The 23,165-nt window shown below is 57.3% G+C and carries 25 protein-coding genes and 1 tRNA gene; 10 read left to right on the top strand and 16 right to left on the bottom strand.

The genetic code is table 11. From position 1 onward, the window contains the following. On the bottom strand, positions 1-245 hold a 245-nt coding region (locus G560_RS0110895; protein ID WP_244870038.1), incomplete at its 3' end, for a helix-turn-helix domain-containing protein. 81 nt (positions 246-326) lie between these two features. Continuing rightward, positions 327-2,213 (bottom strand): hypothetical protein, encoded by a 1,887-nt coding sequence (locus tag G560_RS20330; protein WP_022704344.1) that lies wholly within the window; start codon positions 2,211-2,213, stop codon positions 327-329. Between the two features lie 1,120 nt (positions 2,214-3,333). Between G560_RS20330 and G560_RS0110915 the strand changes: the two genes are divergently transcribed. Both G560_RS0110915 and G560_RS21200 read left to right on the top strand, forming a co-directional pair. Beyond that, entirely contained in the window at positions 3,334-3,732 is a 399-nt protein-coding gene (locus G560_RS0110915; RefSeq protein WP_022704347.1) for a LexA family transcriptional regulator, read from the top strand. Further along, a complete protein-coding gene (locus G560_RS21200; RefSeq protein WP_162140860.1) occupies positions 3,729-3,917 on the top strand; it encodes a hypothetical protein in 189 nt (62 codons plus the stop codon). The genes G560_RS0110915 and G560_RS21200 overlap by 4 nt, the downstream gene beginning before the upstream one ends. A 156-nt stretch (positions 3,918-4,073) precedes the next feature. Here G560_RS21200 and G560_RS0110925 read toward each other — a convergent pair whose 3' ends face one another. The 7 genes from G560_RS0110925 to aspS form a co-directional block, all read right to left on the bottom strand. Beyond that, positions 4,074-4,307: a helix-turn-helix transcriptional regulator gene (locus tag G560_RS0110925; protein WP_022704349.1), complete on the bottom strand. Its 234-nt coding sequence runs from the start codon at positions 4,305-4,307 to the stop codon at positions 4,074-4,076. 324 nt (positions 4,308-4,631) lie between these two features. Continuing rightward, positions 4,632-4,707, bottom strand: a tRNA-Phe gene (locus tag G560_RS0110930). A gap of 89 nt (positions 4,708-4,796) precedes the next feature. Next, a complete protein-coding gene (locus G560_RS0110935; RefSeq protein WP_022704350.1) occupies positions 4,797-4,973 on the bottom strand; it encodes a DNA gyrase inhibitor YacG in 177 nt (58 codons plus the stop codon). Continuing rightward, positions 4,970-6,010 carry a ribonuclease E/G gene (locus G560_RS0110940; protein WP_022704351.1) on the bottom strand — a complete coding sequence of 347 codons (1,041 nt, stop codon included), beginning with the start codon at positions 6,008-6,010 and terminating at the stop codon, positions 4,970-4,972. Before G560_RS0110940 ends, G560_RS0110935 begins: the two co-directional genes overlap by 4 nt. Continuing rightward, positions 6,007-6,585: a Maf family protein gene (locus tag G560_RS0110945; RefSeq protein ID WP_022704352.1), complete on the bottom strand. Its 579-nt coding sequence runs from the start codon at positions 6,583-6,585 to the stop codon at positions 6,007-6,009. The genes G560_RS0110940 and G560_RS0110945 overlap by 4 nt, the downstream gene beginning before the upstream one ends. A gap of 4 nt (positions 6,586-6,589) precedes the next feature. Further along, a complete protein-coding gene (gene infA / locus G560_RS0110950) occupies positions 6,590-6,808 on the bottom strand; it encodes a translation initiation factor IF-1 (protein WP_028913995.1) in 219 nt (72 codons plus the stop codon). A gap of 130 nt (positions 6,809-6,938) precedes the next feature. Continuing rightward, positions 6,939-8,714, bottom strand: a complete 1,776-nt coding sequence (aspS, locus tag G560_RS0110955; protein ID WP_028913996.1) for an aspartate--tRNA ligase — start codon at positions 8,712-8,714, stop codon at positions 6,939-6,941. Positions 8,715-8,957: 243 nt separating this feature from the next. On the opposite strand from aspS, the gene G560_RS0110960 reads away from it, so the two are divergent. The 3 genes from G560_RS0110960 (at position 8,958) to G560_RS21010 (ending at position 13,109) form a co-directional block, all read left to right on the top strand. Continuing rightward, entirely contained in the window at positions 8,958-9,296 is a 339-nt protein-coding gene (locus tag G560_RS0110960; protein WP_022704355.1) for a DUF3147 family protein, read from the top strand. Positions 9,297-9,369: 73 nt separating this feature from the next. After that, positions 9,370-12,699, top strand: a complete 3,330-nt coding sequence (carB, locus tag G560_RS0110965) for a carbamoyl-phosphate synthase large subunit (RefSeq protein WP_022704356.1) — start codon at positions 9,370-9,372, stop codon at positions 12,697-12,699. 140 nt (positions 12,700-12,839) lie between these two features. After that, a complete protein-coding gene (locus G560_RS21010) occupies positions 12,840-13,109 on the top strand; it encodes a hypothetical protein (RefSeq protein ID WP_155947239.1) in 270 nt (89 codons plus the stop codon). Positions 13,110-13,267: 158 nt separating this feature from the next. Here G560_RS21010 and G560_RS21015 read toward each other — a convergent pair whose 3' ends face one another. Next, positions 13,268-13,738 carry a BrnA antitoxin family protein gene (locus G560_RS21015; RefSeq protein ID WP_022704358.1) on the bottom strand — a complete coding sequence of 157 codons (471 nt, stop codon included), beginning with the start codon at positions 13,736-13,738 and terminating at the stop codon, positions 13,268-13,270. A 309-nt stretch (positions 13,739-14,047) separates the two neighbouring features. Between G560_RS21015 and G560_RS19070 the strand changes: the two genes are divergently transcribed. Beyond that, positions 14,048-15,406, top strand: coding sequence for a DEAD/DEAH box helicase (locus tag G560_RS19070; protein WP_022704359.1), 1,359 nt, complete (start codon positions 14,048-14,050; stop codon positions 15,404-15,406). Positions 15,407-15,496: 90 nt separating this feature from the next. Here the strand turns inward: G560_RS19070 and G560_RS0110985 are convergent, their stop codons facing one another. Next, positions 15,497-15,949 carry a hypothetical protein gene (locus G560_RS0110985; protein WP_022704360.1) on the bottom strand — a complete coding sequence of 151 codons (453 nt, stop codon included), beginning with the start codon at positions 15,947-15,949 and terminating at the stop codon, positions 15,497-15,499. Between the two features lie 391 nt (positions 15,950-16,340). Here G560_RS0110985 and G560_RS0110990 point away from each other — a divergent pair, with 391 nt between their 5' ends. After that, on the top strand, positions 16,341-16,931 hold the full coding sequence (locus G560_RS0110990) for a thymidine kinase (protein WP_022704361.1): 591 nt from the start codon (positions 16,341-16,343) through the stop codon (positions 16,929-16,931). Here the strand turns inward: G560_RS0110990 and G560_RS0110995 are convergent. Then, a complete protein-coding gene (locus tag G560_RS0110995) occupies positions 16,901-17,836 on the bottom strand; it encodes a DMT family transporter (RefSeq protein ID WP_022704362.1) in 936 nt (311 codons plus the stop codon). The two genes, G560_RS0110990 and G560_RS0110995, sit on opposite strands and share 31 nt — an antisense overlap. A gap of 94 nt (positions 17,837-17,930) precedes the next feature. Here G560_RS0110995 and G560_RS0111000 point away from each other — a divergent pair, with 94 nt between their 5' ends. From G560_RS0111000 to G560_RS0111010, 3 genes are all read left to right on the top strand, one after another. Next, entirely contained in the window at positions 17,931-19,556 is a 1,626-nt protein-coding gene (locus G560_RS0111000) for an AMP-binding protein (RefSeq protein WP_028913997.1), read from the top strand. 74 nt (positions 19,557-19,630) lie between these two features. Next, positions 19,631-20,659 carry a hypothetical protein gene (locus G560_RS0111005; protein ID WP_022704364.1) on the top strand — a complete coding sequence of 343 codons (1,029 nt, stop codon included), beginning with the start codon at positions 19,631-19,633 and terminating at the stop codon, positions 20,657-20,659. A gap of 171 nt (positions 20,660-20,830) precedes the next feature. Continuing rightward, on the top strand, positions 20,831-21,136 hold the full coding sequence (locus G560_RS0111010) for a hypothetical protein (RefSeq protein WP_022704365.1): 306 nt from the start codon (positions 20,831-20,833) through the stop codon (positions 21,134-21,136). Positions 21,137-21,200: 64 nt separating this feature from the next. Here the strand turns inward: G560_RS0111010 and G560_RS0111015 are convergent, their stop codons facing one another. The 4 genes from G560_RS0111015 to G560_RS0111035 all read right to left on the bottom strand — a co-directional run bounded on the left by G560_RS0111015 (position 21,201) and on the right by G560_RS0111035 (position 23,102). After that, positions 21,201-21,716 carry a copper chaperone PCu(A)C gene (locus G560_RS0111015; RefSeq protein WP_022704366.1) on the bottom strand — a complete coding sequence of 172 codons (516 nt, stop codon included), beginning with the start codon at positions 21,714-21,716 and terminating at the stop codon, positions 21,201-21,203. Between the two features lie 41 nt (positions 21,717-21,757). Continuing rightward, positions 21,758-22,123 carry a DUF2946 family protein gene (locus tag G560_RS0111020; protein ID WP_022704367.1) on the bottom strand — a complete coding sequence of 122 codons (366 nt, stop codon included), beginning with the start codon at positions 22,121-22,123 and terminating at the stop codon, positions 21,758-21,760. 131 nt (positions 22,124-22,254) lie between these two features. Then, positions 22,255-22,542: a 50S ribosomal protein L28 gene (gene rpmB / locus G560_RS0111030; protein ID WP_022704369.1), complete on the bottom strand. Its 288-nt coding sequence runs from the start codon at positions 22,540-22,542 to the stop codon at positions 22,255-22,257. Positions 22,543-22,691: 149 nt separating this feature from the next. Further along, the gene (locus tag G560_RS0111035; protein WP_022704370.1) at positions 22,692-23,102 is read right to left on the bottom strand and encodes a DUF4864 domain-containing protein; all 411 of its coding nucleotides are present in this window, start codon (positions 23,100-23,102) and stop codon (positions 22,692-22,694) included. Between the last annotated feature and the right edge of the window lie 63 nt (positions 23,103-23,165).

Genomic DNA, 23,165 nt, shown 5'->3' on the forward strand with positions numbered 1-23,165 from the left:
GCAGTCCGGCGCTCTTTGCGTGATTTGCGCTGATCCGAAACAAGCCATGCTGTCAGCTGAGTGACATACGGATCCAGCTTGCTCGGACGATCCGGCGTCTGAAACGCTGGCTCAACAATCCCCTCCCGCAAATACTTCTTGATCGTGTTGCGCGAGATGCCCGTGCGCCGCGCGATCTCGCGAATGGGCATCTTCTCTCGCAGCGCCCATCCCCGGATAACTTTTAAAAAACTCATGTCTATCACTCCAAGTGCCCCCAGCTGATTCAAGCTGAGGCAAGGTTGCACATGGGTCAGTTCTCAGTGACAATTTTTGCTGTTGCCGGGTCAGTTCTCAGTGACAATCAACAATGAAGCGCCTGTGGCAGTTTCTGTTCCGGTCAAACTGTCGTCACGTCCAATCGTGACATCACCACCACTTGTGGCCAGAGAGGCTTTCCAAGTTAATCCAGTGCCACCAAACGACTTACCACGCACGAAACCACTAAGGGCTGTCATGTCACCAGTGAAGCCAAAGCCGCTCAGTGAAGTTCCATCTCTACCGCGGCTCAGAGAGCCACCGACAGTTAGCTCATCAGAAAGCCCTACTGCTGCCGATATACTGCCAACGGTAAGGGTGGAGGTGCTGTCATTTGAAGAACGGGCTGCTGAGATTTTAATCGCCATTGGCAATTTAGGTGTGCTACCAGCGTTTGCCATGAAGTTCATCTGCCCAGCAGTATCAACTTCTAGCTCGGCCTGCACTGAATTACCGAGACTTGCTGTGAAAACTGCAATAGCAGCTCCTTGGGCTTGGGCATTTTGAGAAATGCTAGCTTGTGTATTTGCAGCGTCAAGCATGACACCGCCAAAGGCTGCATTTTTATAAATAAAGACGAGCTCGTTTTCGACGTCACTCACAGGGTCATATACGCCGTCTACAGTCCCTACAATAACGCTCCCGTCAGCTGAAACAAACTCCGCTTTCGAAGAGTTATTCCCAAAATCACTGCCTGTAGCAAGATTTACCAATCCACTGCTTTCGTCCCAACGAAATGCTTGTGTCAGGCCATCCGTCTCCGACGCTGCTTCCCCCACGACGACAGAACCGTCAGCGGATACAGCATTCGCATACGTATACAACGTCCCCCAATCCGCAGTTGTCCCGTCATCAAAATCGGTGCGCACGAGGTTAACCATACCGGTCGCCTCAGTCCACCGAAAGGCGCGCCCTGCAGCATAAGCATAGCCTATAACAGTTGAACCATCTGCAGAAATATCAGTTGTATTTGAGTTTACCGGAGCATTATTACGTAATAAATTTTCGGAAGCCCAATTATCAACAGATGTGGAAGCGATGTCCACCATGATCCCGTCGTTGGCATGCCAATAAAACGCCCGGACAACATTGTCTCCATCGTATGCCTCTCCCACCACAGCTCTACCATCTTCAGAGACGCCGCTAACTTGAGAAGTGGTACAGCAGTTGCTACCCACGGCCCAGCTGCTCCCGGTTCGCAAATCGACCATACCTGTCTCAGCAGTCCAACGATAAGCTGTGTCTGACAGACCGTCACCATTAGCCGTCCCTACGATAGTAGTCCCATCACGCGAAATACCAGCCACTTTTTGTTCGTTAAGTCCCCATGTTGCACCTTCGTCAACCTGAGTTAGTCCATTTTCTGTATCCCAATGAACTGCACGCCTATTTCCATTAAGACCGTTTCTGATCTCGCCTGCGACAGCGGAGCCGTCAAAAGAAACGTGCTTGGCGTCAGAACTATAGTCTTCGCCAAAAATCTTATCTACGGTTATGGTATCACCTACGACCCAACGGGCGGCATAACCATTCATTCGACCTACGACGACCGAACCGTCGGCGGAGATGGCATAAGCCCTTTCCTCGGCGAGCTCCACACTTGGAAATAGCTTCAAATCTCCAGTGACGGTGTCCCAATAAAACGTATATGTATATCCCTCATCATCGTCTTCGCCTCTTCCTATTACCGCAGTTCCATCATCAGACATAGCGTCGGGGTAAAAGTAAAATTCGTATTCGTTCAGATGTATGTCTTCCCAATACGGGCCAAAGGTATACAAAGGTGCTGGGCTGAAAGCGACCATTTCGTTGTCCGCAGCAAGCGATGCGATTGGCAGTCCAGACAAAGCTGAAGCACCAAATAACAATACAGCGGGTGAAATCATAGCTTTGGTCAATAGCATGTAATATTCCATTTTCATTGCAGGCGATCTACATCATGCAATCCACCCCCCATGTTCACGCGCTATGCTTGAATTTGGATTATGCGCATGATCAGGCACTGCGGTTTTCGATGTCACGGATCACTTCGACACGGTCGTTCGACTTGAGGCCGTGGACGTTTTTGGCAACTGCACTCTGCCTTTGTTCTGCCACTAAGCAATTCGTCTCCCTTGAATGAGAGTGCGCGTCAACGTCGCAAAAGATATATGGAGATGTCATTTGGATCGATATGTCGAAAGACAAATTGGATGAGTATTGGCTTTTCATGAGGGTGCACAAACAGTTCGACAACGACAAAGAGGGGGGGGTAAAGTCCCGGCACTTTAGGCAAATGATGCCTGGGTCTCGCGCGTTACTTATGAATCGATCGGCACTTATCATCGCGGCATTGAAGCAGGGTTGGCAAACTACGACATCAGCCTGATGCACATCGCTTTTCCATATCTACGAAGGCTTCTTCCGCTATCGCAGCATAAACGTAGGCGTTGCTTAGGATGATTTACGCTAACAGACCACCAGTGTTATGGAGTGAGCCCATCAGGTGCGCCTTCAAAGATTTAGAGCTCATTTGAAACCATGACTGCAAAGTTTGCTTACAGGCTCGATGCCGAAAAGTATTGGCTAGTGCTTGAAAAGCCAATGACCGCTTTGGTGATTCTGCACTGCGGCGTGGCCCGACCCCGCGAAGGCCGGTTGAGGGCCGTCCATTGCCGAAACCGCAACGGACATTAAGCAGGTCAGACGCACCACTCCTTAGATCGCGACAGCTGGTTTATTGAACCCTTGACGGCCCCATGATGATAGACGCCAATGAGGCGACGTGCCCTATCTGCGGAAGCGCCACTCCCTCAGCCTCCACCCGAGCATACCAACGCAATTGGCAGCTCACAGACCGCCATAATCGTTTGCGAGCCTAGTTCGGGGTGGAGGAATCTCCCTCAAAAACGCCTGCGGCGCCCCAAGCCATCCCCATCAGACACCGCTCCCCTTCTAGGACTTCGGTCTTTTCAAACATCCCTATTCTTCCTGTGAAACAGCCGTCATTTTTCTACCTATATAATTGATATCAAGTAACAAATGAGAGCGATATCAATGACACACCCACACAAAGACACCGCGGCCACTAAGTTCATCAACGCACGCATCAACGAAATCAGCCACCGCAAATCCCAGCAAGAGATGGCCCGCGACGCAGGCTTCAAGAATTCAAACATGATCACACTGTTGAAGCTAGGGTCGACCAAGCTGGCTTTAGATCGCGTTCCCGGAATGGCAAAGGCGCTGGAGGTGGATCCTGCCCTTCTTATGCGGCTCACACTGGCGCAATCCGTTGGCACCACCGCAGCGGCGGCACTGATTGAATGTTTCGGGTCGCCCGTCACAGAGAACGAACAGGGCTGGCTCGACGAGCTGCGCGATGCATCTGACAATAGCGACCCGAGACTGGCCGGACGGGCTCGGACAGCACTGCGGGGGATTTTTGGCAAATGAGCGACACCCCCTTCACCACACCCCGCCACATGGTTCCCAACTGGGAGCACCTGACTGCAAACGAGAAAGGCTGGGTCGAATTCATCCGGATCATCTCAGGCGGGCGCGACCCGTGTATCACACCGAAACGCGTTAGGGCGCTCAGGGCGATGTTGGACCCCGTGACTGCATCTGACCAAAGGTAGAAGAACCAACGGCTGGTCCCTTAGGAACTGGGGGTGTGGATGTGCAGCCATTCCCCGTCGGGGGCGGCTGCACATGAAAGACGCGTCATTGAATTGGCGCAATGGCCCAGAGCGCCGACCCGAAGCTTGGGAAACCAAATAGGTTCGTTCAGGCAGTCACGCCGCTATGCCAAAATAGTCGAGCCTTTCGACAAAGCACGTTTCTAGCTTCGCATCATGGTCTTCAATATCTGCCAGCCTCCACCGTGTGCAGCCTCGACCCACATTAAATGGCGCCGGAAAGTCGCCTTCGCGCTTCCAACGCCAAATCGAAGCAGCAGACACCCCGTAGTGAGCTGCGACCTGCTCGACTTTCAAAAAACTAGACTCAAACTTGGCAATATCGACCATGTGGTATCCCTCCTTTTGTGTGACCAACCTCTATAGGCGAAAAGTCCGGGATTGTCCTTCGGAAGACAAAAACTCTTTTCATCTTCGAAATTTATAATGAGCAAAACCAGTGTCGCCGCGGCATCCTCAGCATTGCAGAGTGCCTTTTTGCAAAAAGACGGCATGAGAATCTGCTCTGCAGCCTTTGTTCTCCTAAACATCAACGTAGCCCACGATCAGCGTTTGGTAGCCCATGGGTAGCCCAAAAGTACAAATGGCGCTTACCAAGCAAAGCACAAGATGCCCGCAACCAAAGCTTTTCGTATTAATATCAATGGGATGAAGTGGTGCCCGAAGACGGATTTGAACCGCCGACACGCGGATTTTCAATCCGCTGCTCTACCAACTGAGCTATTCGGGCACGTAGGCGCGGTATTAGGACAGCAGGCGGGGGCTGTCCAGAGGGATTGCGCAAAAAATCGCGCCCCTTTCGCGATTTACTGGCGCAACTTACTGACGGGCAACCTCGTCCTGCCCGGTCTCGCCGTCCTCGTCCACATCCGTCACGGCTGCGGGGATGGCATAAGACCCGTTCAGCCACTTGGCCAGGTCAACATCCGCACAGCGGCGCGAACAAAACGGCGTGTATTTCGGGTCGGCATCACGCGCGCAAATCGGGCAGCTCATACTCCGCTCTCCAACACATCCCCCAGCGCCAAACGATCCCGCTTGCGCACCAACTCGTACAGGCCCAGCACCGTCCAGCCCACCAAACTCGTCTCGGCAGACTCCCCTTTGAACGCCGCGCGCAGCACTTGGTCCAGCACAGCGCGGTCGCGTTTGGGCATCGGCGCAAAATCCACCACAATCTGCCCGCCAAGCCCGCGCAGCCGCAACTGACGCGGCAAATCCCGCGCCGCCGCAATATTCGCCTTCAGCGCCGCCGCAGGGCTGGTATCACCGCCTGTGTTCACATCCACCGCCAGCAGCGCGCGCGTGGGTTCAATCATCATATGCCCCTCGGCCAGTGCCACATGCGGCGCCAGCACGGCATCAATCATTTCCAGCACACCCAGATCGGCAAAACCGCCCTCAATCACCTCATCGGGGGCCGGATCGGCCCAATCGCGCCAGGCCACCTCAAGCGCCCCTGCCCCTTCGACAAGCAGCTCCGGCCCGCCATTGGTATCGGCCAAAACCGCCTCGGCCAAATCGCGCATCGCGGCAATATCGGCGGCAATCTCGTCACTATCCACGCCCTCGCAGGCCGACCGCAGGATCAGCCCCAGCGTCTCATCCGCGCTCGCCATCCCAGCTTCGGCCAAACCTTCAAGCGCGGCGCGCACGCCTTCATCCTTAATCCGACGCGAAATATTACGCCCAGGCGCCCCCGGCGTCACAATCGCATATCGGCTTTTGAACAACAGCCGCGTGGTCACAGGCACAGCTTTGCCCGCCTCGGCAGGCCCCGTCACTTGCACCAACAACCGCGCCCCGGGCGCTATGCCCGATGTCTGGCGCAAAAATCCATTGCCGTCGGGCAGCTTGACGAATACGCCGCCCTGCCCCTTCATCAAACGGTCAGCAACCGCGCGGTAAATCGCACCGGGCAGCGCGTCATCGCCGATCGGGTCCACCAGCAAATCCTGCAACTGCCCGTCAACGATCAACGCCGCCGCAGGCCGCCCCTGCACCTCGTCCAAAACGACAATCCGGCCCTTCATGGCTTTTCCTTCCAAACAGGGTATCCGGCTGTGCCCAGCATCGCGGCGGTTTCCGCCACAGGCAACCCCATGATTCCCGTGAACGACCCCGAAATCCACGGGATAAACGCACCGGCCAACCCTTGGATGCCATAGCCCCCCGCCTTGCCGCGCCAATCGCCTGACGCAAGATAGGCGTTCAACTCCGCGTCCGACAGCCGCTTCATTTTCACCGCAGACACCACTTCGCGGGTCCACAACCTGTCACCCAAACGCAAGGCCACAGCGGTAATCACCGAATGCCTGCGCCCGCCCAAAGCGACCAAAAACGCCGCCGCCTGCCCCGCATCGGCAGGCTTGCCCATGATCCGCCGCCCCAAAGCCACGGTGGTATCGGCGCACAGCACCAAATCATCCGGCCCCGCCTGCACCGCAAGCGCCTTTTCCCGCGCAATCCGCGCGCAATAGGGGCGCGGTAGCTCGGCCTTTAACGGGTCTTCGTTAATGTCGGGGGGCAGCACAGCATCCGGCACCACACCAATCTGCGCCAACAAATCAAGCCTGCGCGGGCTGGCCGAGCCGAGGATCAACCGCATGAAGTTACTTGAAACGATAGTTGATACGGCCCTTGGACAGGTCGTAAGGCGTCATTTCTACCTGAACCTTGTCGCCTGCCAGAACACGAATGCGGTTTTTGCGCATTTTGCCTGCCATCACAGCGATCAATTCATGGCCGTTCTCAAGTTCGACCTTGAATGTCGCATTCGGCAAAAGTTCCTTTACGACACCGGGGAATTCGAGAATGTCTTCTTTGGCCATGGTCACTCCAATAAATTTGAGCCCGCAAAAATGCAGGCTTTTGCGGGCATATGCGCCCAAGCGGGCTGATTTTCAAGCCCAAACTGCAAGCAAGGTGGCCCTATGGGGCAATTCATAGGGCCAAAACCGCTTATTCCTTTGGAATGACACGCAGATGCAACTCGCGCAGCTGCTCATTCGTCGGCTCCGACGGCGCATTCATCAGCAGATCTTCGGCGCGTTGGTTCATCGGGAACATGATAACCTCGCGGATGTTCGCCTCATCGGCTAGCAACATCACGATCCGGTCAATCCCCGCCGCACAGCCACCGTGGGGTGGGGCGCCGTATTTGAACGCCTTGACCATGCCGCCGAACCGCTTGTTGACCTCATCATTCGGATAGCCCGCGATTTCAAACGCCTTGTACATGATTTCCGGCTTGTGGTTGCGAATGCCGCCACTGATCAACTCATACCCGTTACAGGCAAGGTCATACTGATAGGCGTAGACGTTAAGCGGATCACCCTGCAACGCCTCCATCCCACCTTGCGGCATGGAAAACGGGTTGTGGCTAAAGTCGATCTTGCCCTCATCGTCTTTTTCAAACATCGGGAAGTCAACGATCCAAGCAAAGCGGAACGTATCGGTTTCCGACAGCTTCAACTCATTGCCAATCTCATTGCGCGCCCGGCCAGCAACGGCTTGGAAGGTTTCCGGCTTGCCGCCAAGGAAAAACGCCGCGTCGCCTTCATTTAGGCCCAACTGCACGCGAATAGCCTCGGTCCGCTCCGGCCCGATGTTTTTCGCCAAGGGGCCAGCGGCCTCCATGCTGCCATCCTCGGCCTTGCGCCAGAAGATATAGCCCATGCCCGGCAGACCCTGCTGTTGCGCAAAGGCATTCATCCGGTCGCAGAACTTACGGCTGCCACCCGTAGGCGCGGGAATAGCGCGGACCTCGTTGCCCTCGGATTCCAACAGCTTAGCGAAAATCGCAAAGCCGGAGCCGCGGAAATGCTCACTCACGTCCTGCATTTTGATCGGGTTGCGCAGGTCGGGCTTGTCGGACCCGTACCATTTCAGCGCGTCATTATAGGCAATCAGCGGCCAGTCGGTATCAACCTTCTTGCCACGACCGTATTCCTCAAAAATCCCCTGCACGACAGGCTGCACGGCGGCAAACACGTCTTCTTGCTTCACAAAACTCATCTCAATATCAAGCTGATAGAAATCAGTTGGCGAGCGGTCGGCGCGGGGGTCTTCATCGCGGAAACAGGGCGCGATTTGGAAATACTTGTCAAAGCCCGACACCATGATCAACTGCTTGAACTGCTGCGGCGCCTGCGGCAGGGCGTAAAACTTGCCGGGGTGCAGGCGCGACGGCACCAGAAAATCGCGTGCGCCCTCTGGGCTGGATGCTGTAATGATCGGGGTTTGAAATTCGTTAAAGCCTTGGTCCCACATCCGGTTGCGGATGGACCGCACCACGTTGGAGCGCAGCATCATATTGGCATGCAACTTATCGCGGCGCAGATCGAGGAAACGGTAGGTCAGGCGGGTTTCTTCCGGATAATCCACCTCGCCAAACACCGGCATCGGCAATTCTTCGGACGCGCCCAGCACTTCCATCGACCGTGCATACACCTCAATCTCACCCGTGGGCAGCTTGGGGTTAACGAGGCTCGCATCCCGCGCTTTGACCGTGCCATCAATACGAATAACCCACTCGGCGCGCACCTTTTCAAGGTCTTTGAACGCAGGGCTATCGCTGTCGGCCAGCACCTGAGTGATCCCATAATGGTCACGCAAGTCGATGAACAACACGCCGCCATGGTCACGGACCCGATGCACCCAGCCCGACAGGCGGATGTCTTGGCCAACGTTGCTGGCATTCAATTGGGCGCAAGTGTGGCTGCGATAGGCGTGCATCATTATCCCCTTTCAAAGGGCTTATTTTCCAGTTCCGCTGATACACATCGCGCGGGCGGTGAAGTCAAGCCCAAGCGGCAGCAAGGGGGGGGCCGCCCGCAGGGGCATCGAGCCCCTTTGGGCGGCGTTGGCGCGGGGTGATGGGGCCGGTGTAGCGGGGCGGCATTGGGTTGGCGGTGCGGATCGGATTTGAGTATTTTTACAAAGATGAAAGGGATAGGGTTTTTCGAGAGGAGAAATTTCATGCTCTATCTGTTCATCAAAGCGGCGGTTTCGGGGGTTTTGATTGCGGTCGCATCTGAAGTGGCGCGGCGGCACGCAGGCATCGGCGCGCTGATTGCATCCTTGCCGTTAGTGTCGGTTTTGGGCATGATCTGGCTGTGGCGCGACACCCAAGACCCGCCACGCTTGGCCGATCATGCGGCGGCGACCTTGTGGTATGTGATTCCCTCCTTGCCGATGTTTGTGCTGATCCCTGTGATGCTGCGCGCGGGTTTCGGGTTTTGGATCGCCCTTTTGGCCGGTTGCGCGCTGACTGTTGCCCTGTACCTTATTACCGTTTGGGTCATGACCCGCGCCTGATCGCCATATGCCCCTTGCACCCCCCTGCACGCCCGTTATAACCCACAAAATTTTGCGCAGATTGGGGGCCGCTATGCCAAAAAGAACCGACATCAAATCAATCATGATTATCGGTGCAGGGCCCATCGTTATTGGACAGGCCTGCGAGTTTGACTATTCCGGTGCCCAAGCCTGCAAGGCGCTGCGCGAGGAAGGCTACCGTGTCATCCTCGTCAACTCGAACCCCGCCACGATCATGACCGACCCGGGGCTGGCCGATGCGACCTATATTGAGCCGATCACGCCGGAAGTCGTGGCCAAGATCATCGAAAAAGAGCGTCCCGATGCGCTGCTGCCGACTATGGGCGGGCAGACTGGGTTGAACACTGCGCTGGCGCTGGCCGACATGGGCGTGCTGGAAAAGTATAACGTAGAGCTGATCGGCGCCAAGCGCGAAGCCATTGAAATGGCAGAAGATCGCAAATTGTTCCGCGAGGCGATGGACCGCATCGGCCTCGAAAACCCCAAGGCGACGATCATCGCCGCGCCAAAACTGCCCAATGGCAAGTATGACATCAAGGCCGGCGTGGCCGAGGCGATGGAAGCGATCGAATACGTGGGCCTGCCCGCCATCATCCGCCCCGCCTTTACCCTTGGCGGCACGGGCGGCGGCGTGGCCTATAACCGCGACGACTATGAGGCGATTTGCCGTTCTGGGCTTGAAGCCTCGCCAATGGCGCAGATTCTCGTCGACGAATCTCTGCTCGGTTGGAAAGAGTTTGAGATGGAGGTGGTGCGCGACACTGCCGACAACGCGATCATCATCTGCGCGATCGAAAACGTCGATCCGATGGGCGTTCATACCGGCGATAGCATTACCGTGGCCCCGGCCCTGACGCTTACGGATAAAGAATACCAGATCATGCGCTCGGCCTCGATTGCCGTGTTGCGCGAAATCGGGGTAGAGACTGGCGGGTCCAACGTGCAATGGGCGGTGAACCCTGTCGATGGCCGCATGGTGGTGATTGAAATGAACCCGCGTGTGTCGCGCTCGTCCGCGCTGGCGTCCAAGGCGACAGGCTTTCCCATCGCCAAGATCGCGGCGAAACTGGCCGTGGGTTACACGCTGGACGAGCTGGACAATGACATCACCAAGGTTACGCCTGCGTCGTTTGAACCGTCCATCGACTATGTCGTCACCAAAATCCCGCGCTTTGCGTTTGAGAAATTCCCCGGCTCACAGCCCAACCTGACCACCGCGATGAAATCGGTGGGTGAGGTGATGGCGATTGGCCGTACCATCCACGAGTCGATGCAAAAGGCGCTGGCGAGCCTTGAAACCGGCCTGTCCGGTTTTGACGAAATCGATATCCCGGGTGCGCCCGACCGTGCCGCGATTTTCAAGGCCTTGGGTCAGCAAACCCCCGACCGTCTGCGGGTGATCGCCCAAGCCATGCGCTTTGGTCTGACCAATGACGACATCCAGGGTGCCACCTCGTTTGACCCGTGGTTCCTCGCTCGCATCCGCGAAATCATTGATATCGAAGCCGAAATCCGCCACCAAGGCCTGCCCACCAACGCCACAGCCCTGCGCCGCCTGAAAATGTACGGCTTCACCGATGCCCGCCTTGCGATGCTGACGGGCCGCGATGAAGGCCAGATCCGCCGCGCCCGCCGCAACCTTGGCGTCAACGCCGTGTTCAAACGCATCGACACTTGCGCGGCGGAGTTTGAGGCGCAAACCCCCTACATGTATTCCACCTACGAATCCCCCGCGATGGGCGATGCGGAGTGTGAAGCGCGGCCATCCAACGCCAAAAAGGTCGTCATCCTTGGCGGTGGCCCCAACCGCATCGGCCAGGGGATCGAGTTTGATTATTGCTGCTGCCATGCCTGCTATGCCCTGACCGCGGCGGGCTATGAAACCATCATGATCAACTGCAATCCCGAAACCGTGTCCACCGATTACGACACATCGGACCGCCTCTATTTCGAACCCCTCACCCTTGAACACGTGCTGGAAATCCTGCGCGTCGAGCAGGAAAACGGCACGCTCCACGGCGTTATCGTACAATTCGGCGGCCAAACCCCGCTCAAACTGGCAAATGCCCTGCATGACGAAGGCATCCCAATCCTCGGCACCACCCCCGATGCGATTGACTTGGCCGAGGATCGCGAGCGTTTCCAAAAACTCCTCCACACCCTCAACCTCAAGCAACCCCACAACGGCACGGCGCGGTCACGTGATGAGGCGTTTGCGGTTGCCAAAGATGTCGGCTACCCCCTCGTCATCCGCCCCTCTTTCGTCCTCGGTGGCCGCGCGATGGAAATCATCCGCGATGACGCCCAACTGGAACGCTATATCCGTGAGGCCGTGCAGGTTTCCGGCAACAACCCCGTCCTCCTCGACAGCTATCTGTCCGGCGCGATAGAGGTTGATGTCGACGCCCTGTCTGATGGCCACAACGTCCATGTCGCGGGCATTATGGAACATATTGAAGAGGCTGGCGTCCATTCCGGCGACTCTGCCTGCTCCCTCCCCCCCCATTCCCTGTCGCCCGCGATCATCGCCGAACTCAAGGTCCAAACCATCGCCATGGCCCGCGCCTTGAACGTGGTTGGCCTGATGAACGTCCAATTCGCGCTGAAAGGCGACGATATTTATGTCCTCGAAGTAAACCCCCGCGCCTCGCGCACCGTGCCTTTCGTCGCCAAAGCCACTGACAGCGCCATCGCCTCCATCGCCGCCCGCCTGATGGCAGGCGAGCCGCTGGCAAACTTCCCGATGCGCGCCCCCTATGCCGCAGGCGTTGGCCCCGACACCGACCTGCCGCTGGCCGACCCGATGACGCTGGCCGACCCGATCACCCCGTGGTTTTCGGTGAAAGAGGCCGTCCTCCCCTTCGCCCGCTTCCCCGGCGTCGACCCCCTGCTCGGCCCAGAAATGCGCTCGACGGGTGAGGTGATGGGCTGGGACCGCACCTTCCCGCTGGCGTTTTTGAAGGCGCAAATGGGCGCAGGCAACGACCTGCCAACCGAAGGCCGCGTGTTCCTGTCGATCAAGGACATGGATAAAACCGCTGCAATGGCCGCCGCCGCCCACGACCTGATCGCCATGGGCTTTGAAATCGTCGCCACCAAAGGCACCGCCACATGGCTCGACTCCGTTGGTGCTGCGTCAACGCTGGTCAACAAAGTCTATGAAGGCCGCCCAAACATCGTGGACCGCCTTAAAAACGAAGACATCGCATTGGTGCTGAACACGACCGAAGGCACCCAGTCCATCCACGACAGCCGCGAAATCCGCAAAGTCGCCTTGTTCGATAAAATCCCGTATTTCACGACCGCTGCGGGGTCGATTGCAGCGGTAAGCGCGATGAAAGCACGGGGTGAGGGGATTGGGGTAAGGACGTTACAGGGGTGAAGAACGGCGGCGCACCCGCGCCGCGAAAACGCTCCAGTGGAGCGTTTTCAGTCCCGAACGCCCCCGCACGCTTGCAGGGGGCATGGTAGCCATGAATAGATGATAGCAGCAGTACGACCTACAATTTGAAGGAGTCAAACATGACGTTCGCGAAAATCGGCTGGTACTGCGCGGTATTAATTACATTCTTCAGCATAGTGAACCTCGGAATTGCAGCATATGTTGCCTTCATTGACAACCCAGAAGCGCGAGCTTTCGCTGCAAATAGTTATCTTGGAGGCAGATCATCTGGGCGAGTGTTGGATATGAGCCTTTACGGGTTTTTATTCGGTATTTGTCTCGGAATTTTTTCGAATATTGCAGAAGCGCTACAAGCTATTACAGAAAAAATGTGCCCTGAGAAAGACTGACCTTTTAGGCCCTCTCTGCTTTACAATTCCTTATTAGCCTGTTTTCGCCCCTCAAGTCTCCAAACTGGTCCCCCCGGCCCTCGGCATGGCCTCGGGCGTTCGATGTTCAAAACGCGCCACTGGCGCGTTTTGCCCCCGCCATTCGGCGGGGTCACATCTCACCCCTCCACCCGCTTCACCTTCATCCGCTCCTTCAACCGCGCCTTCCGTTCCACCGCAACCTCCTCCGCTGTCGCAGGCGCGTCCCCCTCCAACACCCGCCCCGTGTCGCCCCACATCGGTCGCTCGTCTGCATGGGCCTCCCTCTGCGCTTTGTAAAAATCCACGGTTTCCGCCCCGCGAATAACCCCTGCCAGCCGCGCGTGCATATAGCTGCGCAGCACCTCGTTCATGCGCGGCAAATGCCCCGCCCCCATCGATTTGAAAAACCGCAACACATCCGCGTCCATCCGCATCGTCACCCGCGCTTTGGGTGGCGCCGCCGATCCCCGCGCAATCTCGTGCCACTCATCAGGAATGCGCGACGTCGCCTCAATCGTGTTGTGCAGGTCCCACTCCAGCCGCCGCATTGCATCGGCCATATAGTGGTAATTCGCCCGCTGTTTCGCGGTCAGCTTTTTCAAATCCATAATGCCCTCCGTTCGCCTGACCTTGGCGAAAAATACCTAAAATTGCGTAAGTCGAGCGTATGTACGGATGGCATACGCATCGCATACACTTGACAGACGCCGCAAAAAGCCCCATCTGGCAGCTATCCGAGTGCCCGTGCCGCGTGAGCATGTGAACGGCCCGGATATAAGGTTCCCACCGTCACGCAGGGGTTCCGCGGTGCCGACGGGGTGTATGCAAGGTGCAGATACCCGAGGCGCGCGCCGCTCCCTCTTTGCCGCACGGTTGCGGCACTAGGCGCGTGGTTTCACGGGCCGGAAAGACTATTTATGACGACGTTTTCTGACTTGGGGTTGTCCCCTAAGCTTATGGCCGGCTTGGATAAAGCTGGCTACACGGCCCCAACCCCTATTCAGGTTCAGGCCATTCCGCATATCATGAAGGGCCGTGATATCATGGGCCTCGCGCAAACTGGCACCGGCAAAACCGCCGCCTTTGGCCTGCCCTTGCTGCACCGTTTGCTGGATATCGGCCACCCGCCAGCCCCCCGCACCGTGCGCAGCCTTATCCTTGCGCCAACCCGCGAACTGGTCGCGCAAATATCTGATAACCTTACGAATTATACCAAAGGCACCCCTGTCAAAGTGGTGACAATCACCGGCGGCGCATCGATTTTCCGCCAGTCGGAAAAGCTGGCCAAAGGCGCCGATGTCGTGGTCGCCACCCCCGGCCGCCTGATCGACCTGTTGGACCGCAAAGCCCTGACGCTGGAGGCCTGTGGCTACCTCGTTCTGGACGAGGCGGACCAGATGCTCGACATGGGTTTCATCCACGCCCTGCGCAAAATTGCGCAGTATATCCCCTTGAAAAGACAGACAATGCTCTTCTCGGCCACGATGCCGAAACTGATCGAAGATCTGGCAGGCACCTACCTGCGCGACCCTATCAAGGTGCAAGTCGCCCCCCCCGGCAAGCCGGTCGAAAAGATCGAACAATCCGTGCATTACACGCCCCAAGGCGACAAGGCCAAGCTGCTGGAAACCTACCTCAAGGATCACGTTGGCGAACAGGCGCTGGTGTTTGGCCGCACCAAGCATGGCTCTGAAAAGCTTATGAAATTGCTGGTGTCTTGGGGGTTCAAGGCCGGTTCTATCCACGGCAATAAATCGCAAAACCAACGCGACCGTACCCTGACCGAATTCCGCAATGGCGAGTTGGACGTGCTGGTCGCGACCGACGTTGCTGCCCGAGGGATCGACATTCCCGGCGTGCGCCATGTCTATAACTACGACCTGCCGAATGTGCCCGAAAACTATGTCCACCGCATTGGCCGTACCGCCCGCGCCGGTGCCGAAGGCCGCGCCGTTGCATTCTGCGCTCCCGCGGAAATGGGCGAGCTGAAAGACATCGAAAAGCTATTGAAAACAACGCTTCCCATCATCGGTGGTGCACCTTGGGGCTTGGCCGATATCAAAGCCGCACCCAAGCCGCCCCAGCGCGGCGCACGCCCGCCTCGTGGTGGCAGTGGTCAGGGCAAACCACGCTCGGCCCAAGGCAAACCGGGTGGCAAGCCGCAGGGCAAACCCCAAGGTAAGCCGATGCGCGGTGTCGAAGGAGGGCTGGGTGCCCCGAAAAAATCAGGGCAAAGCCGCAGCCCAAGGCCGCAAGGCCGCAGCAACGTAGCCTAACAAAAGGGCTGGCGCGGAGATCCGTGCCAGCCCTTTACGCTTTCGAAAGCAATTTGCTGTTAATCTGCTTCAAACTGAATGCAAAACGCCCTAATGCGCCTCGTCTTCCAGATTAAGCTTCATTTCCAGCAAAACCTGCTGAATTGATAACGTTTCACGCAGCAACCGCTTCGCTTCATTGATCGAGATTTTCCCATCGGAAATCGCGTTATTATACTCGCCCATCAACATCGCGAATCGCTGCGATAGCATCACTACATCCGAATTGATGCCCAGAGATTTTGAATTCCGCTTTGCCCCGTCATAGGCCATCGTGATCCCGCGTAAGTCGGCCAATGCACTGGTAACATGGGGGAAACTCGCGGCAGCCTCCAGCGCAGCGACAACATCGACCGGCATAAAACGATCTGAATGCTCATCGGCATCGGAATAATAGCGCCCGATCGTGGCCTTCGATTTTCCAGACAATTCGCAGGCCGCCTCTATGCCGACATCCTTGACCAAGGCCTCGGTGTGCTTTTTCAGATATCCGTTATGCTTCATGTCTGGCACTTTCACTCTTGTCCCCAAACCAACTTGGGGGAAATCATTTCAGCTTTTCCCATTAAGCTGCCCTTCAGGATTTGTCATCTATGTTTTCAGTTCCAGTGTGCGTTGGGATGGTAAAGAGTGGTCGGTGTCCCCAGCATCGACATGTGTCAGATCCGCCGTATCTTTACCTCGGGTGAGGGCGATGGACCTTGGTTCGTCGCGATGCGGCGGTCTGTTTTTACTGTTAAAGGTGCTTAGGGGGTTGTGATACTGTTCCACGAACAGGCTGCCACAACCCCTTTTTTCCAATCCACGCTCAACGCCTCCTTTCCTGTCACGGTGCCCCGCCAGACCGATAGATTTGCCCTTGTCGCTTTGGGGTGACCAAGGCTAAAACACCGTCATGGCAAAGCTCTATTTTCATTTCTCAACCATGAATGCGGGGAAATCGACCTCGCTTTTGCAGGCCTCGCACAATTACCGCGAAGGCGGCATGGCCACCTATTTGATCACGGCGCAGCTTGACAATCGCGCAGGGCAAGCCCGGATCGCCAGCCGGATTGGCATTGGCGAGCCTGCCGACACTTTCGCCCCGGGCGAAAATCTGTTCGCAAAAATCACGGCGCGTCTGACGAACGGCCCCCTGGCCTGTATTTTCATCGACGAGGCGCAGTTTTTAACCAAAGCCCAAGTTTGGCAGCTGGCTTGCGCAGTGGATGATTTGAACGTGCCGGTCATGTGCTACGGCCTGCGCGTTGATTTTCAAGGGAATCTTTTCCCTGGCTCGGCCGCGCTTTTGGCATGGGCAGACGAAATGCGAGAGGTCCGGACAATTTGCCATTGCGGCAAAAAGGCCACGATGGTGGTACGCAAAGGCCCGGATGGAACCGTGCTGAAAGACGGCGATCAGGTGCAGATTGGCGGCAATGAAACCTATGTTTCGCTGTGCCGCCGCCATTGGCGTCAGGCGGTTGGCAACAATTCCGCCGATTGATTTGCTCGTAGCGCGATCATTGCACCCGCGGCAGTGATCATCCCCATACCCAGCATGGCCCACAGCCCAAGGTCTTCGCCCCACAAGACCCACCCCCAGAACGCGGCCAGCGGTAGGTTCAGGTATTCAAACACCGAAACGCGGCTCGCCTCGGCGATCTGATAGGCGCGCATCAGCATCGCAACAGCGACCAGCGAGCCGGCCGCCTGCACAAACGTCCACCAATAGAATGCCAATGACGGCCAAACCCAGCCCCGCGCCACAAACCCCGCCGCACCCTCTGGCACAGCGACAGGAAACAGCGCCAGCACGATCAGCCCGACGAGCCCGAAAGCCCCTATCCCCGCGAAAAACCCCAAGGTCAGCGTCTCGGTCGTCTCATCCCCGCACCATTGGCGTGTGGCAATATTGCCCATCGCATAGAACGCGCCGGCCACAACCGGCATCAAGGCGGGCAGCGACAGCGCCGCTATTGCATCGCGCCCAAGCACAAATGCCACACCCAGAAACCCGATGCCCACCGCCAGAACCCGCACAATCCCGATGTGCCGACCATAAAAAAAGCGCGATATCAGCAGCACGAAAATCGGTGCGGTGAACAGCCCCGCGGCCACCTGTGCCACGGGCAAAAAGGCCAGCGACCCGAAATAGATCATCAACGCAATGCCATGCAGCCCCGACCGCGACGCCACCGCGCCAAATCGTTTGGGCCGCATCCGCAACCCTAATGGCCGCGCCACCAGCGCCAAAATCGCTACGATCATCAAGGTGCGGGTGACGTGAAATTGCCACAGCCCCGCCTCGATCGCGATCACCCGGACAAAGTTGTCAGTAAACCCGATGACCGTGGCAAAGCCCAGAACCAGGACGGCTGCGACCAATACGGGTTCAGATGTCGGTTTCATCGGGTTTTGCCTTTTTGTTTACCTTTACCGACTCGGATAAATTCGGCCATGATGCATGGCGGAAAGCGACATTTTCGGCGCCAAGGGGGGAAATATGGGTTGGCTTGCGGATGAAACTGGGTTGGAACGGTGTTCGGCGAACCATGTGGCGCTCTCGCCCTTGTCGCATCTGGCGCGCGCGGCCGATGTATTCCCTAACCATTTGGCGCTGATTTATGGCCAAACGCGGCGCACCTATGCCCAGTATCATACTCGCGTCAGCCGCCTCGCCTCGGCCTTGGCTGCGCATGGGGTGCGGCCCGGCGATGTTGTGGCGACCATATTGCCCAACATCCCCGCGCAGGCCGAGGCGCATTTCGGCATCCCCGCTTGCGGTGCCATTATCAATACCATCAACACCCGGTTGGAACCCGACACCGTTGGCTATATCTTTGACCACGGCGGCGCCGTTGTGGTGCTGTGCGACACAGCCTTTTTACCCTTGGCCGAGGCCGCGATAGAACTGCAAGCCGGCCCGCCCCCGCATATCATCGAAGTACCGGACCCAGAGGCAGGCCACCCCGCCACAGGCCGCTATTCAACCTATGAGGATTTGCTGGACCAAGGCGACCCAGCCGATGCGTGGCACATGCCTACGGATGAATGGGAAAGCATCGCGCTGAATTATACCTCGGGCACCACGGGGCGGCCCAAGGGGGTCGTGTGCCACCATCGCGGCGCATATTTGCTGACGATGGGCACAGTGGTCAGTTGGGGGCTGACCATGCATCCGGTATACCTGACCATCGTGCCGTTGTTTCATTGCAACGGTTGGGGTCACACGTGGATGATGCCGGTTCTGGGCGGCACCATCGCCTGTTGCCGCGATGTAACAGCGCGTGCCATTTATGACGCCATCGCCGACCACGGCGTCAGCCATTTCGGCGGCGCACCTATTGTCCTGAACACCCTGATCCACGCCAAACCCGACCAACGCCGCGCCTTTGACCATATCGTACAAGTCTTTACCGCCGGTGCGCCGCCTGCCGCCGCCACCCTTGCCGCGATTGAACCCTTGGGCTTTGAGGTAAAGCAGGTGTACGGGCTGACCGAAACCTATGGCCATATCACCGAATGCCTATGGCAAGACCGTTGGAACGCCTTACCCCAATCCGAACGCGCCGCGATCAAGGCCCGCACCGGCGTGATGCAACCGATGGCAGGCGAGGCCGTAGTGATGGACGAGGCGATGCAGCCCGTCCCGCGTGATGGCGAAACCGTGGGCGAGATTATGATCCGCGGCAATACCGTGATGAAGGGCTATTACAAAAACCCCGAAGCCACCGCCGAGGCATTCAAAGGCGGCTGGTTCCATTCCGGCGACATCGCCTTTCAGCACCCCGACGGCTATATCAAGATCACCGACCGCGCCAAAGACATCATCATTTCGGGCGGTGAAAACGTCAGCTCGGTCGAGGTGGAAAATGTGCTGATGCACCATCCCGCCGTGTCGCTTTGTGCCGTGGTGGCCAAACCGGATGAAAAATGGGGCGAGGTGCCTTGCGCTTTTGTTGAACTGAAAGCGGACGCACGTGCAACCGAAGGGCAGATCATCGCCTTTGTGCGCGACCATCTCGCCGGGTTCAAAACCCCGAAAATAGTAGTCTTTGGCGAATTGCCCAAAACCGCAACCGGCAAAATCCAGAAATTCGTGCTGCGGGTCACGGCAAAAACCTTGTGATGTCGCTGCAAGATTGTGCAAGCCGTGCCAACCCGCTATCGTTAGTATCAATAAGGCAGCAGGCAAGGCCATAAATGGCAAGTACGGCCCTAAGTAAGTATGAAAAGCTGGAATGCTCTGGCCTTTGGCGTGAAAATGCCCAAGGCCAGAGGCGGGAAGTTATTGCCAATTTGGGTACCACATCGCTTATCCTGTCCGACCCAAAGCAAGAGGTGGCGCTGAGCCATTGGTCGCTTCCGGCGGTCAAACGCCTGAACCCAAACGAGATGCCAGCGCTCTTTGCCCCTGATACCGCCGATGGCGAAACGCTGGAAATTGACGATCCCGAAATGATCGTGGCACTGGAAACCGTCCATGCCGCCATTCGCGCCACGCGTCCGCATCCGGGGCGGCTGCGCAATTCCTTTCTTGGGGCGACGGCCTTGGGTATTTTGGCCATCGGTGTGTTTTGGTTGCCCGACGCGCTAGAACAGCACACCGCGTCGTTTTTGCCTCGCACGACCCGTCAGGATATCGGCCGCACGGCCCTGGCAGACCTAACGCGCCTGACCGGGCAACCCTGCACTGCGCAGGGCGGCAAGACAGCCCTTGCCAAACTCTCGGCCCGCCTATTTGGGCCCGAAGCGGGTGTTGAGCTGATTGTCGTTCGCACAGGCCTTGCGCGGGCACAAAGCCTGCCGGGCCGTATGGTGGTCTTGCCCGAATCCCTGTTGGCCGAACAAGACGGCCCCGAACTGGCCGCAGGTTTTGCCCTGTCGGCCCGTATCGCCGCCGAAGTGAATGACACCATGATCCCCTTGCTGCACCACGCGGGGTTCATGGCGACCTTTCGTCTGCTAACCACAGGCGCGCTACCCGCCTCTGCGATTGCGGGCTATGGCGACAAGCTGATTGATGCGCCATTTTCGCCGCCACCGGATGATCTCTTGTTGGCTCGGTTTGAAGCTGCGGGCCTTGCGACCACCCCCTATGCCACGGCGCTGGATCCGTCAGGTGCCAGCACAGCCAATCTGATTGAGTCGGACCCCTTTGCCAATGTCGTGCCACCTGCCCTGCTGCCGGATGGCGATTGGGTCAGCCTGCAAGACATCTGTACCAACTGATCCGCATCGGTATTTAGTGGGCAAGGGTATCGCAGCCCCCACACTTGGTAGCTCGGCAATAAACCGCCGTTTTTGCCTTATTTTATTGAAAAAACTTGCCAGAATCGTTAGCCTTTGCCCCATATAAACACATTGGCAGGGCATACCCTGCATAGTATATGAGGCCGAGCCATGACAAAGACCCTTATCGCAGCAGCCCTGCTTGCGTTTGCATTGCCAATGACGGCCATCGCAGGCCCCATTGAAAGCGCGTGCCTGAAATCTGACCGCAAAGCTGCAAGCCGTGCGCTGTGTGGCTGTATCCAGCAAGTTGCGGACATGACCCTTAGCGGGGGCGAGCAACGCAAAGCTGCCAAATTCTTCCGCGATCCGGATCAGGCACAAAAGGTACGCATGTCCAAAAGTGACCGCGACAATGAATTCTGGGCGCGCTACAAGAATTTTGGTGAAACCGCAGGCGCGTATTGCGGCGGCTGATACGGTCCAACCGCCTATGCAAAACGGCCCCCGAGGGGGCCGTTCTTATGTTCGGTTGGGCAGGTTAATTCCCTGCACCTTCCTTCATTTTGCCGTGGCCCATCTTGCTGTGGTCCATCGCCTTACCCATTTCGGCGGCGCGTGCATTGTCCAAAGGCACCTCAACCGTCACGTCACCAGCCTTTTCAAAGGTCAGGGTCAGGCTGATCTTTTCGCCTTCGGCGGGCACTGATTTCAGGCCAAGAAACATCACATGCTCGCCACCGCGTTGCAGCGCGTGGTTTTCGCCCGCAGCAACGGCAAAGCCTTCTTCGACATGCACCATTTTCATCACGCCATTGGCGTCTTGCAAATGGGTGTGCAGCTCGACACGCTCGGCGATATCGGACTTGGCGCCGATCAGGCGGTCATCCGCCCCGTGATTCTCGATCACCATAAAGGCAGCGCCGCTGGTCGCCATAGCGCCCGAAACCCGCAGATAGGGGTCGGTGATGATGATATCGGCAGCAAAGGCCATCGGGGCCGAAGCGATTGCCAGAAAAGCCGCCGAAGCTGCCGCAAAAAGAGTCGTTTTGGTCATAGGTTTATTCCTGTGTTGATAGGGTCTGAAAAAGGTTGGGTTCAGCCCATCAATGGCGGTCCTCGGGCACGGGTTGTCAGTACGGCCGCTGCACGCAATTGGCTAACAGGCGCGCCCGCCGGCAGCCGTTCGCCGGCCGAAACCACAGCAATAATCACCGGCTGTGCAGGCGTCAGATAAGCGGCCAACCCTGCAAGGCATTCTGGGCAGGGATGGATCGGGCCGATAGGATTGCCCTGATCGTCCAGCGTGATGGTCGTCACGCCGTAACCCGAACAAATGACAATCGTGACCCCGCCTTTCGACAGCGCCACCGCTTGACCACGCGCAACCGCCATCGACACAGAGCCAAGGGCCAGTGCCAGGCAAAGCGAAATCAGGCTGAAAAGGCGAAGCATACGATTCATAGCTCCGTTTTTACACGGCCCCGCAAACCCGCGAAAGGGCCATTATGGCGCAGGCCATCCAGCGCTGCGAAACCAGCGAAAACGCAAAAAGCCCCGCCAGCAGCGGGGCCTTTCATAACGTTCCAGCGCAATCAGGCTGTTGCCTGTGCCTTTTCAACGTCTTTTTTGATCTTCAGTGCCTTTGGCGACAGCTCGTCGTTCTTGGCCTTCGCCAAAAACGCGTCAAACCCGCCGCGGTGATCGACTGTGCGCAAGGCAGCAGCAGAAATACGCAAAGAGAAAGACTGACCGAGCACGTCCGAAAGCAACGTGACATCATTCAGGTTTGGCAGAAACCGACGACGATTTCTGTTTTTGGCGTGGCTGACAGTGTTGCCAGACATTGGGCCTTTACCGCTCAGTTCGCAGACGCGCGACATAGTCGTGATCCTTGTTATTCAACGCCCCCAAGGGACATCATATCAACATCAAAGGCCACCGCAAACGGCAGTGTGCCAAAATTCCATCTGCGTCTGTTATGGGGAATCGCCGCCCTCGTCAAGCGGACAACACCCCCTTACGGCAGATTTCAGGCCCCGACACCCGATTGCGGCAAAAGCTGCACGGCGTTGATCTGCCAACCCTCTGGGGTTTCAATTACTTCGTAATCCAGCAGATGCATCGCCCCTGCCTGATCTGTCACCAATACCCGTTGCCACAACCGCCCATCCACATCGCGCAGCTCCAGCATCTGCACGCGGTCGGGGCGGTACACCATCGGATAGCCCCGCTTTACCATCATGCCGAAATTTTCAGACGACCCGAAAATCCCTTGGATATTGGGCGAGGCAAAGCTGAATGCCGTTGGAAAATCATCGGCCTGGAACGCCGCGATCTGATTGTTGATGATCGATTCTATGGCTGCCTGCTTGGCATCCTTGGCCATTGCCGGCACAGCCAACCCCACCAACAACGCCAAAACGATGAAAATTTGCCGCATGTGCAATCCTCCCTGTGACGTCCCCATGGAAAAACCTAGCGCAGGCCTGAAAAAAGACAAGCG

This window comes from Pseudorhodobacter ferrugineus DSM 5888, assembly GCF_000420745.1.
Lineage (GTDB): Bacteria > Pseudomonadota > Alphaproteobacteria > Rhodobacterales > Rhodobacteraceae > Pseudorhodobacter > Pseudorhodobacter ferrugineus.

What these genes read in the sequence shown, in the direction of transcription:
- G560_RS20330 (WP_022704344.1), bottom strand. Translation starts at nt 2,213, where the DNA reads ATGGAATATTACATGCTATTGACCAAAGCTATGATTTCACCCGCTGTA.
- G560_RS0110915 (WP_022704347.1), top strand. Translation starts at nt 3,334, where the DNA reads ATGACACACCCACACAAAGACACCGCGGCCACTAAGTTCATCAACGCA.
- G560_RS21200 (WP_162140860.1), top strand. Translation starts at nt 3,729, where the DNA reads ATGAGCGACACCCCCTTCACCACACCCCGCCACATGGTTCCCAACTGG.
- G560_RS0110925 (WP_022704349.1), bottom strand. Translation starts at nt 4,307, where the DNA reads ATGGTCGATATTGCCAAGTTTGAGTCTAGTTTTTTGAAAGTCGAGCAG.
- G560_RS0110935 (WP_022704350.1), bottom strand. Translation starts at nt 4,973, where the DNA reads ATGAGCTGCCCGATTTGCGCGCGTGATGCCGACCCGAAATACACGCCG.
- G560_RS0110940 (WP_022704351.1), bottom strand. Translation starts at nt 6,010, where the DNA reads ATGAAGGGCCGGATTGTCGTTTTGGACGAGGTGCAGGGGCGGCCTGCG.
- G560_RS0110945 (WP_022704352.1), bottom strand. Translation starts at nt 6,585, where the DNA reads ATGCGGTTGATCCTCGGCTCGGCCAGCCCGCGCAGGCTTGATTTGTTG.
- infA (WP_028913995.1), bottom strand. Translation starts at nt 6,808, where the DNA reads ATGGCCAAAGAAGACATTCTCGAATTCCCCGGTGTCGTAAAGGAACTT.
- aspS (WP_028913996.1), bottom strand. Translation starts at nt 8,714, where the DNA reads ATGCACGCCTATCGCAGCCACACTTGCGCCCAATTGAATGCCAGCAAC.
- G560_RS0110960 (WP_022704355.1), top strand. Translation starts at nt 8,958, where the DNA reads ATGCTCTATCTGTTCATCAAAGCGGCGGTTTCGGGGGTTTTGATTGCG.
- carB (WP_022704356.1), top strand. Translation starts at nt 9,370, where the DNA reads ATGCCAAAAAGAACCGACATCAAATCAATCATGATTATCGGTGCAGGG.
- G560_RS21010 (WP_155947239.1), top strand. Translation starts at nt 12,840, where the DNA reads ATGACGTTCGCGAAAATCGGCTGGTACTGCGCGGTATTAATTACATTC.
- G560_RS21015 (WP_022704358.1), bottom strand. Translation starts at nt 13,738, where the DNA reads ATGGATTTGAAAAAGCTGACCGCGAAACAGCGGGCGAATTACCACTAT.
- G560_RS19070 (WP_022704359.1), top strand. Translation starts at nt 14,048, where the DNA reads ATGACGACGTTTTCTGACTTGGGGTTGTCCCCTAAGCTTATGGCCGGC.
- G560_RS0110985 (WP_022704360.1), bottom strand. Translation starts at nt 15,949, where the DNA reads ATGAAGCATAACGGATATCTGAAAAAGCACACCGAGGCCTTGGTCAAG.
- G560_RS0110990 (WP_022704361.1), top strand. Translation starts at nt 16,341, where the DNA reads ATGGCAAAGCTCTATTTTCATTTCTCAACCATGAATGCGGGGAAATCG.
- G560_RS0110995 (WP_022704362.1), bottom strand. Translation starts at nt 17,836, where the DNA reads ATGAAACCGACATCTGAACCCGTATTGGTCGCAGCCGTCCTGGTTCTG.
- G560_RS0111000 (WP_028913997.1), top strand. Translation starts at nt 17,931, where the DNA reads ATGGGTTGGCTTGCGGATGAAACTGGGTTGGAACGGTGTTCGGCGAAC.
- G560_RS0111005 (WP_022704364.1), top strand. Translation starts at nt 19,631, where the DNA reads ATGGCAAGTACGGCCCTAAGTAAGTATGAAAAGCTGGAATGCTCTGGC.
- G560_RS0111010 (WP_022704365.1), top strand. Translation starts at nt 20,831, where the DNA reads ATGACAAAGACCCTTATCGCAGCAGCCCTGCTTGCGTTTGCATTGCCA.
- G560_RS0111015 (WP_022704366.1), bottom strand. Translation starts at nt 21,716, where the DNA reads ATGACCAAAACGACTCTTTTTGCGGCAGCTTCGGCGGCTTTTCTGGCA.
- G560_RS0111020 (WP_022704367.1), bottom strand. Translation starts at nt 22,123, where the DNA reads ATGAATCGTATGCTTCGCCTTTTCAGCCTGATTTCGCTTTGCCTGGCA.
- rpmB (WP_022704369.1), bottom strand. Translation starts at nt 22,542, where the DNA reads ATGTCGCGCGTCTGCGAACTGAGCGGTAAAGGCCCAATGTCTGGCAAC.
- G560_RS0111035 (WP_022704370.1), bottom strand. Translation starts at nt 23,102, where the DNA reads ATGCGGCAAATTTTCATCGTTTTGGCGTTGTTGGTGGGGTTGGCTGTG.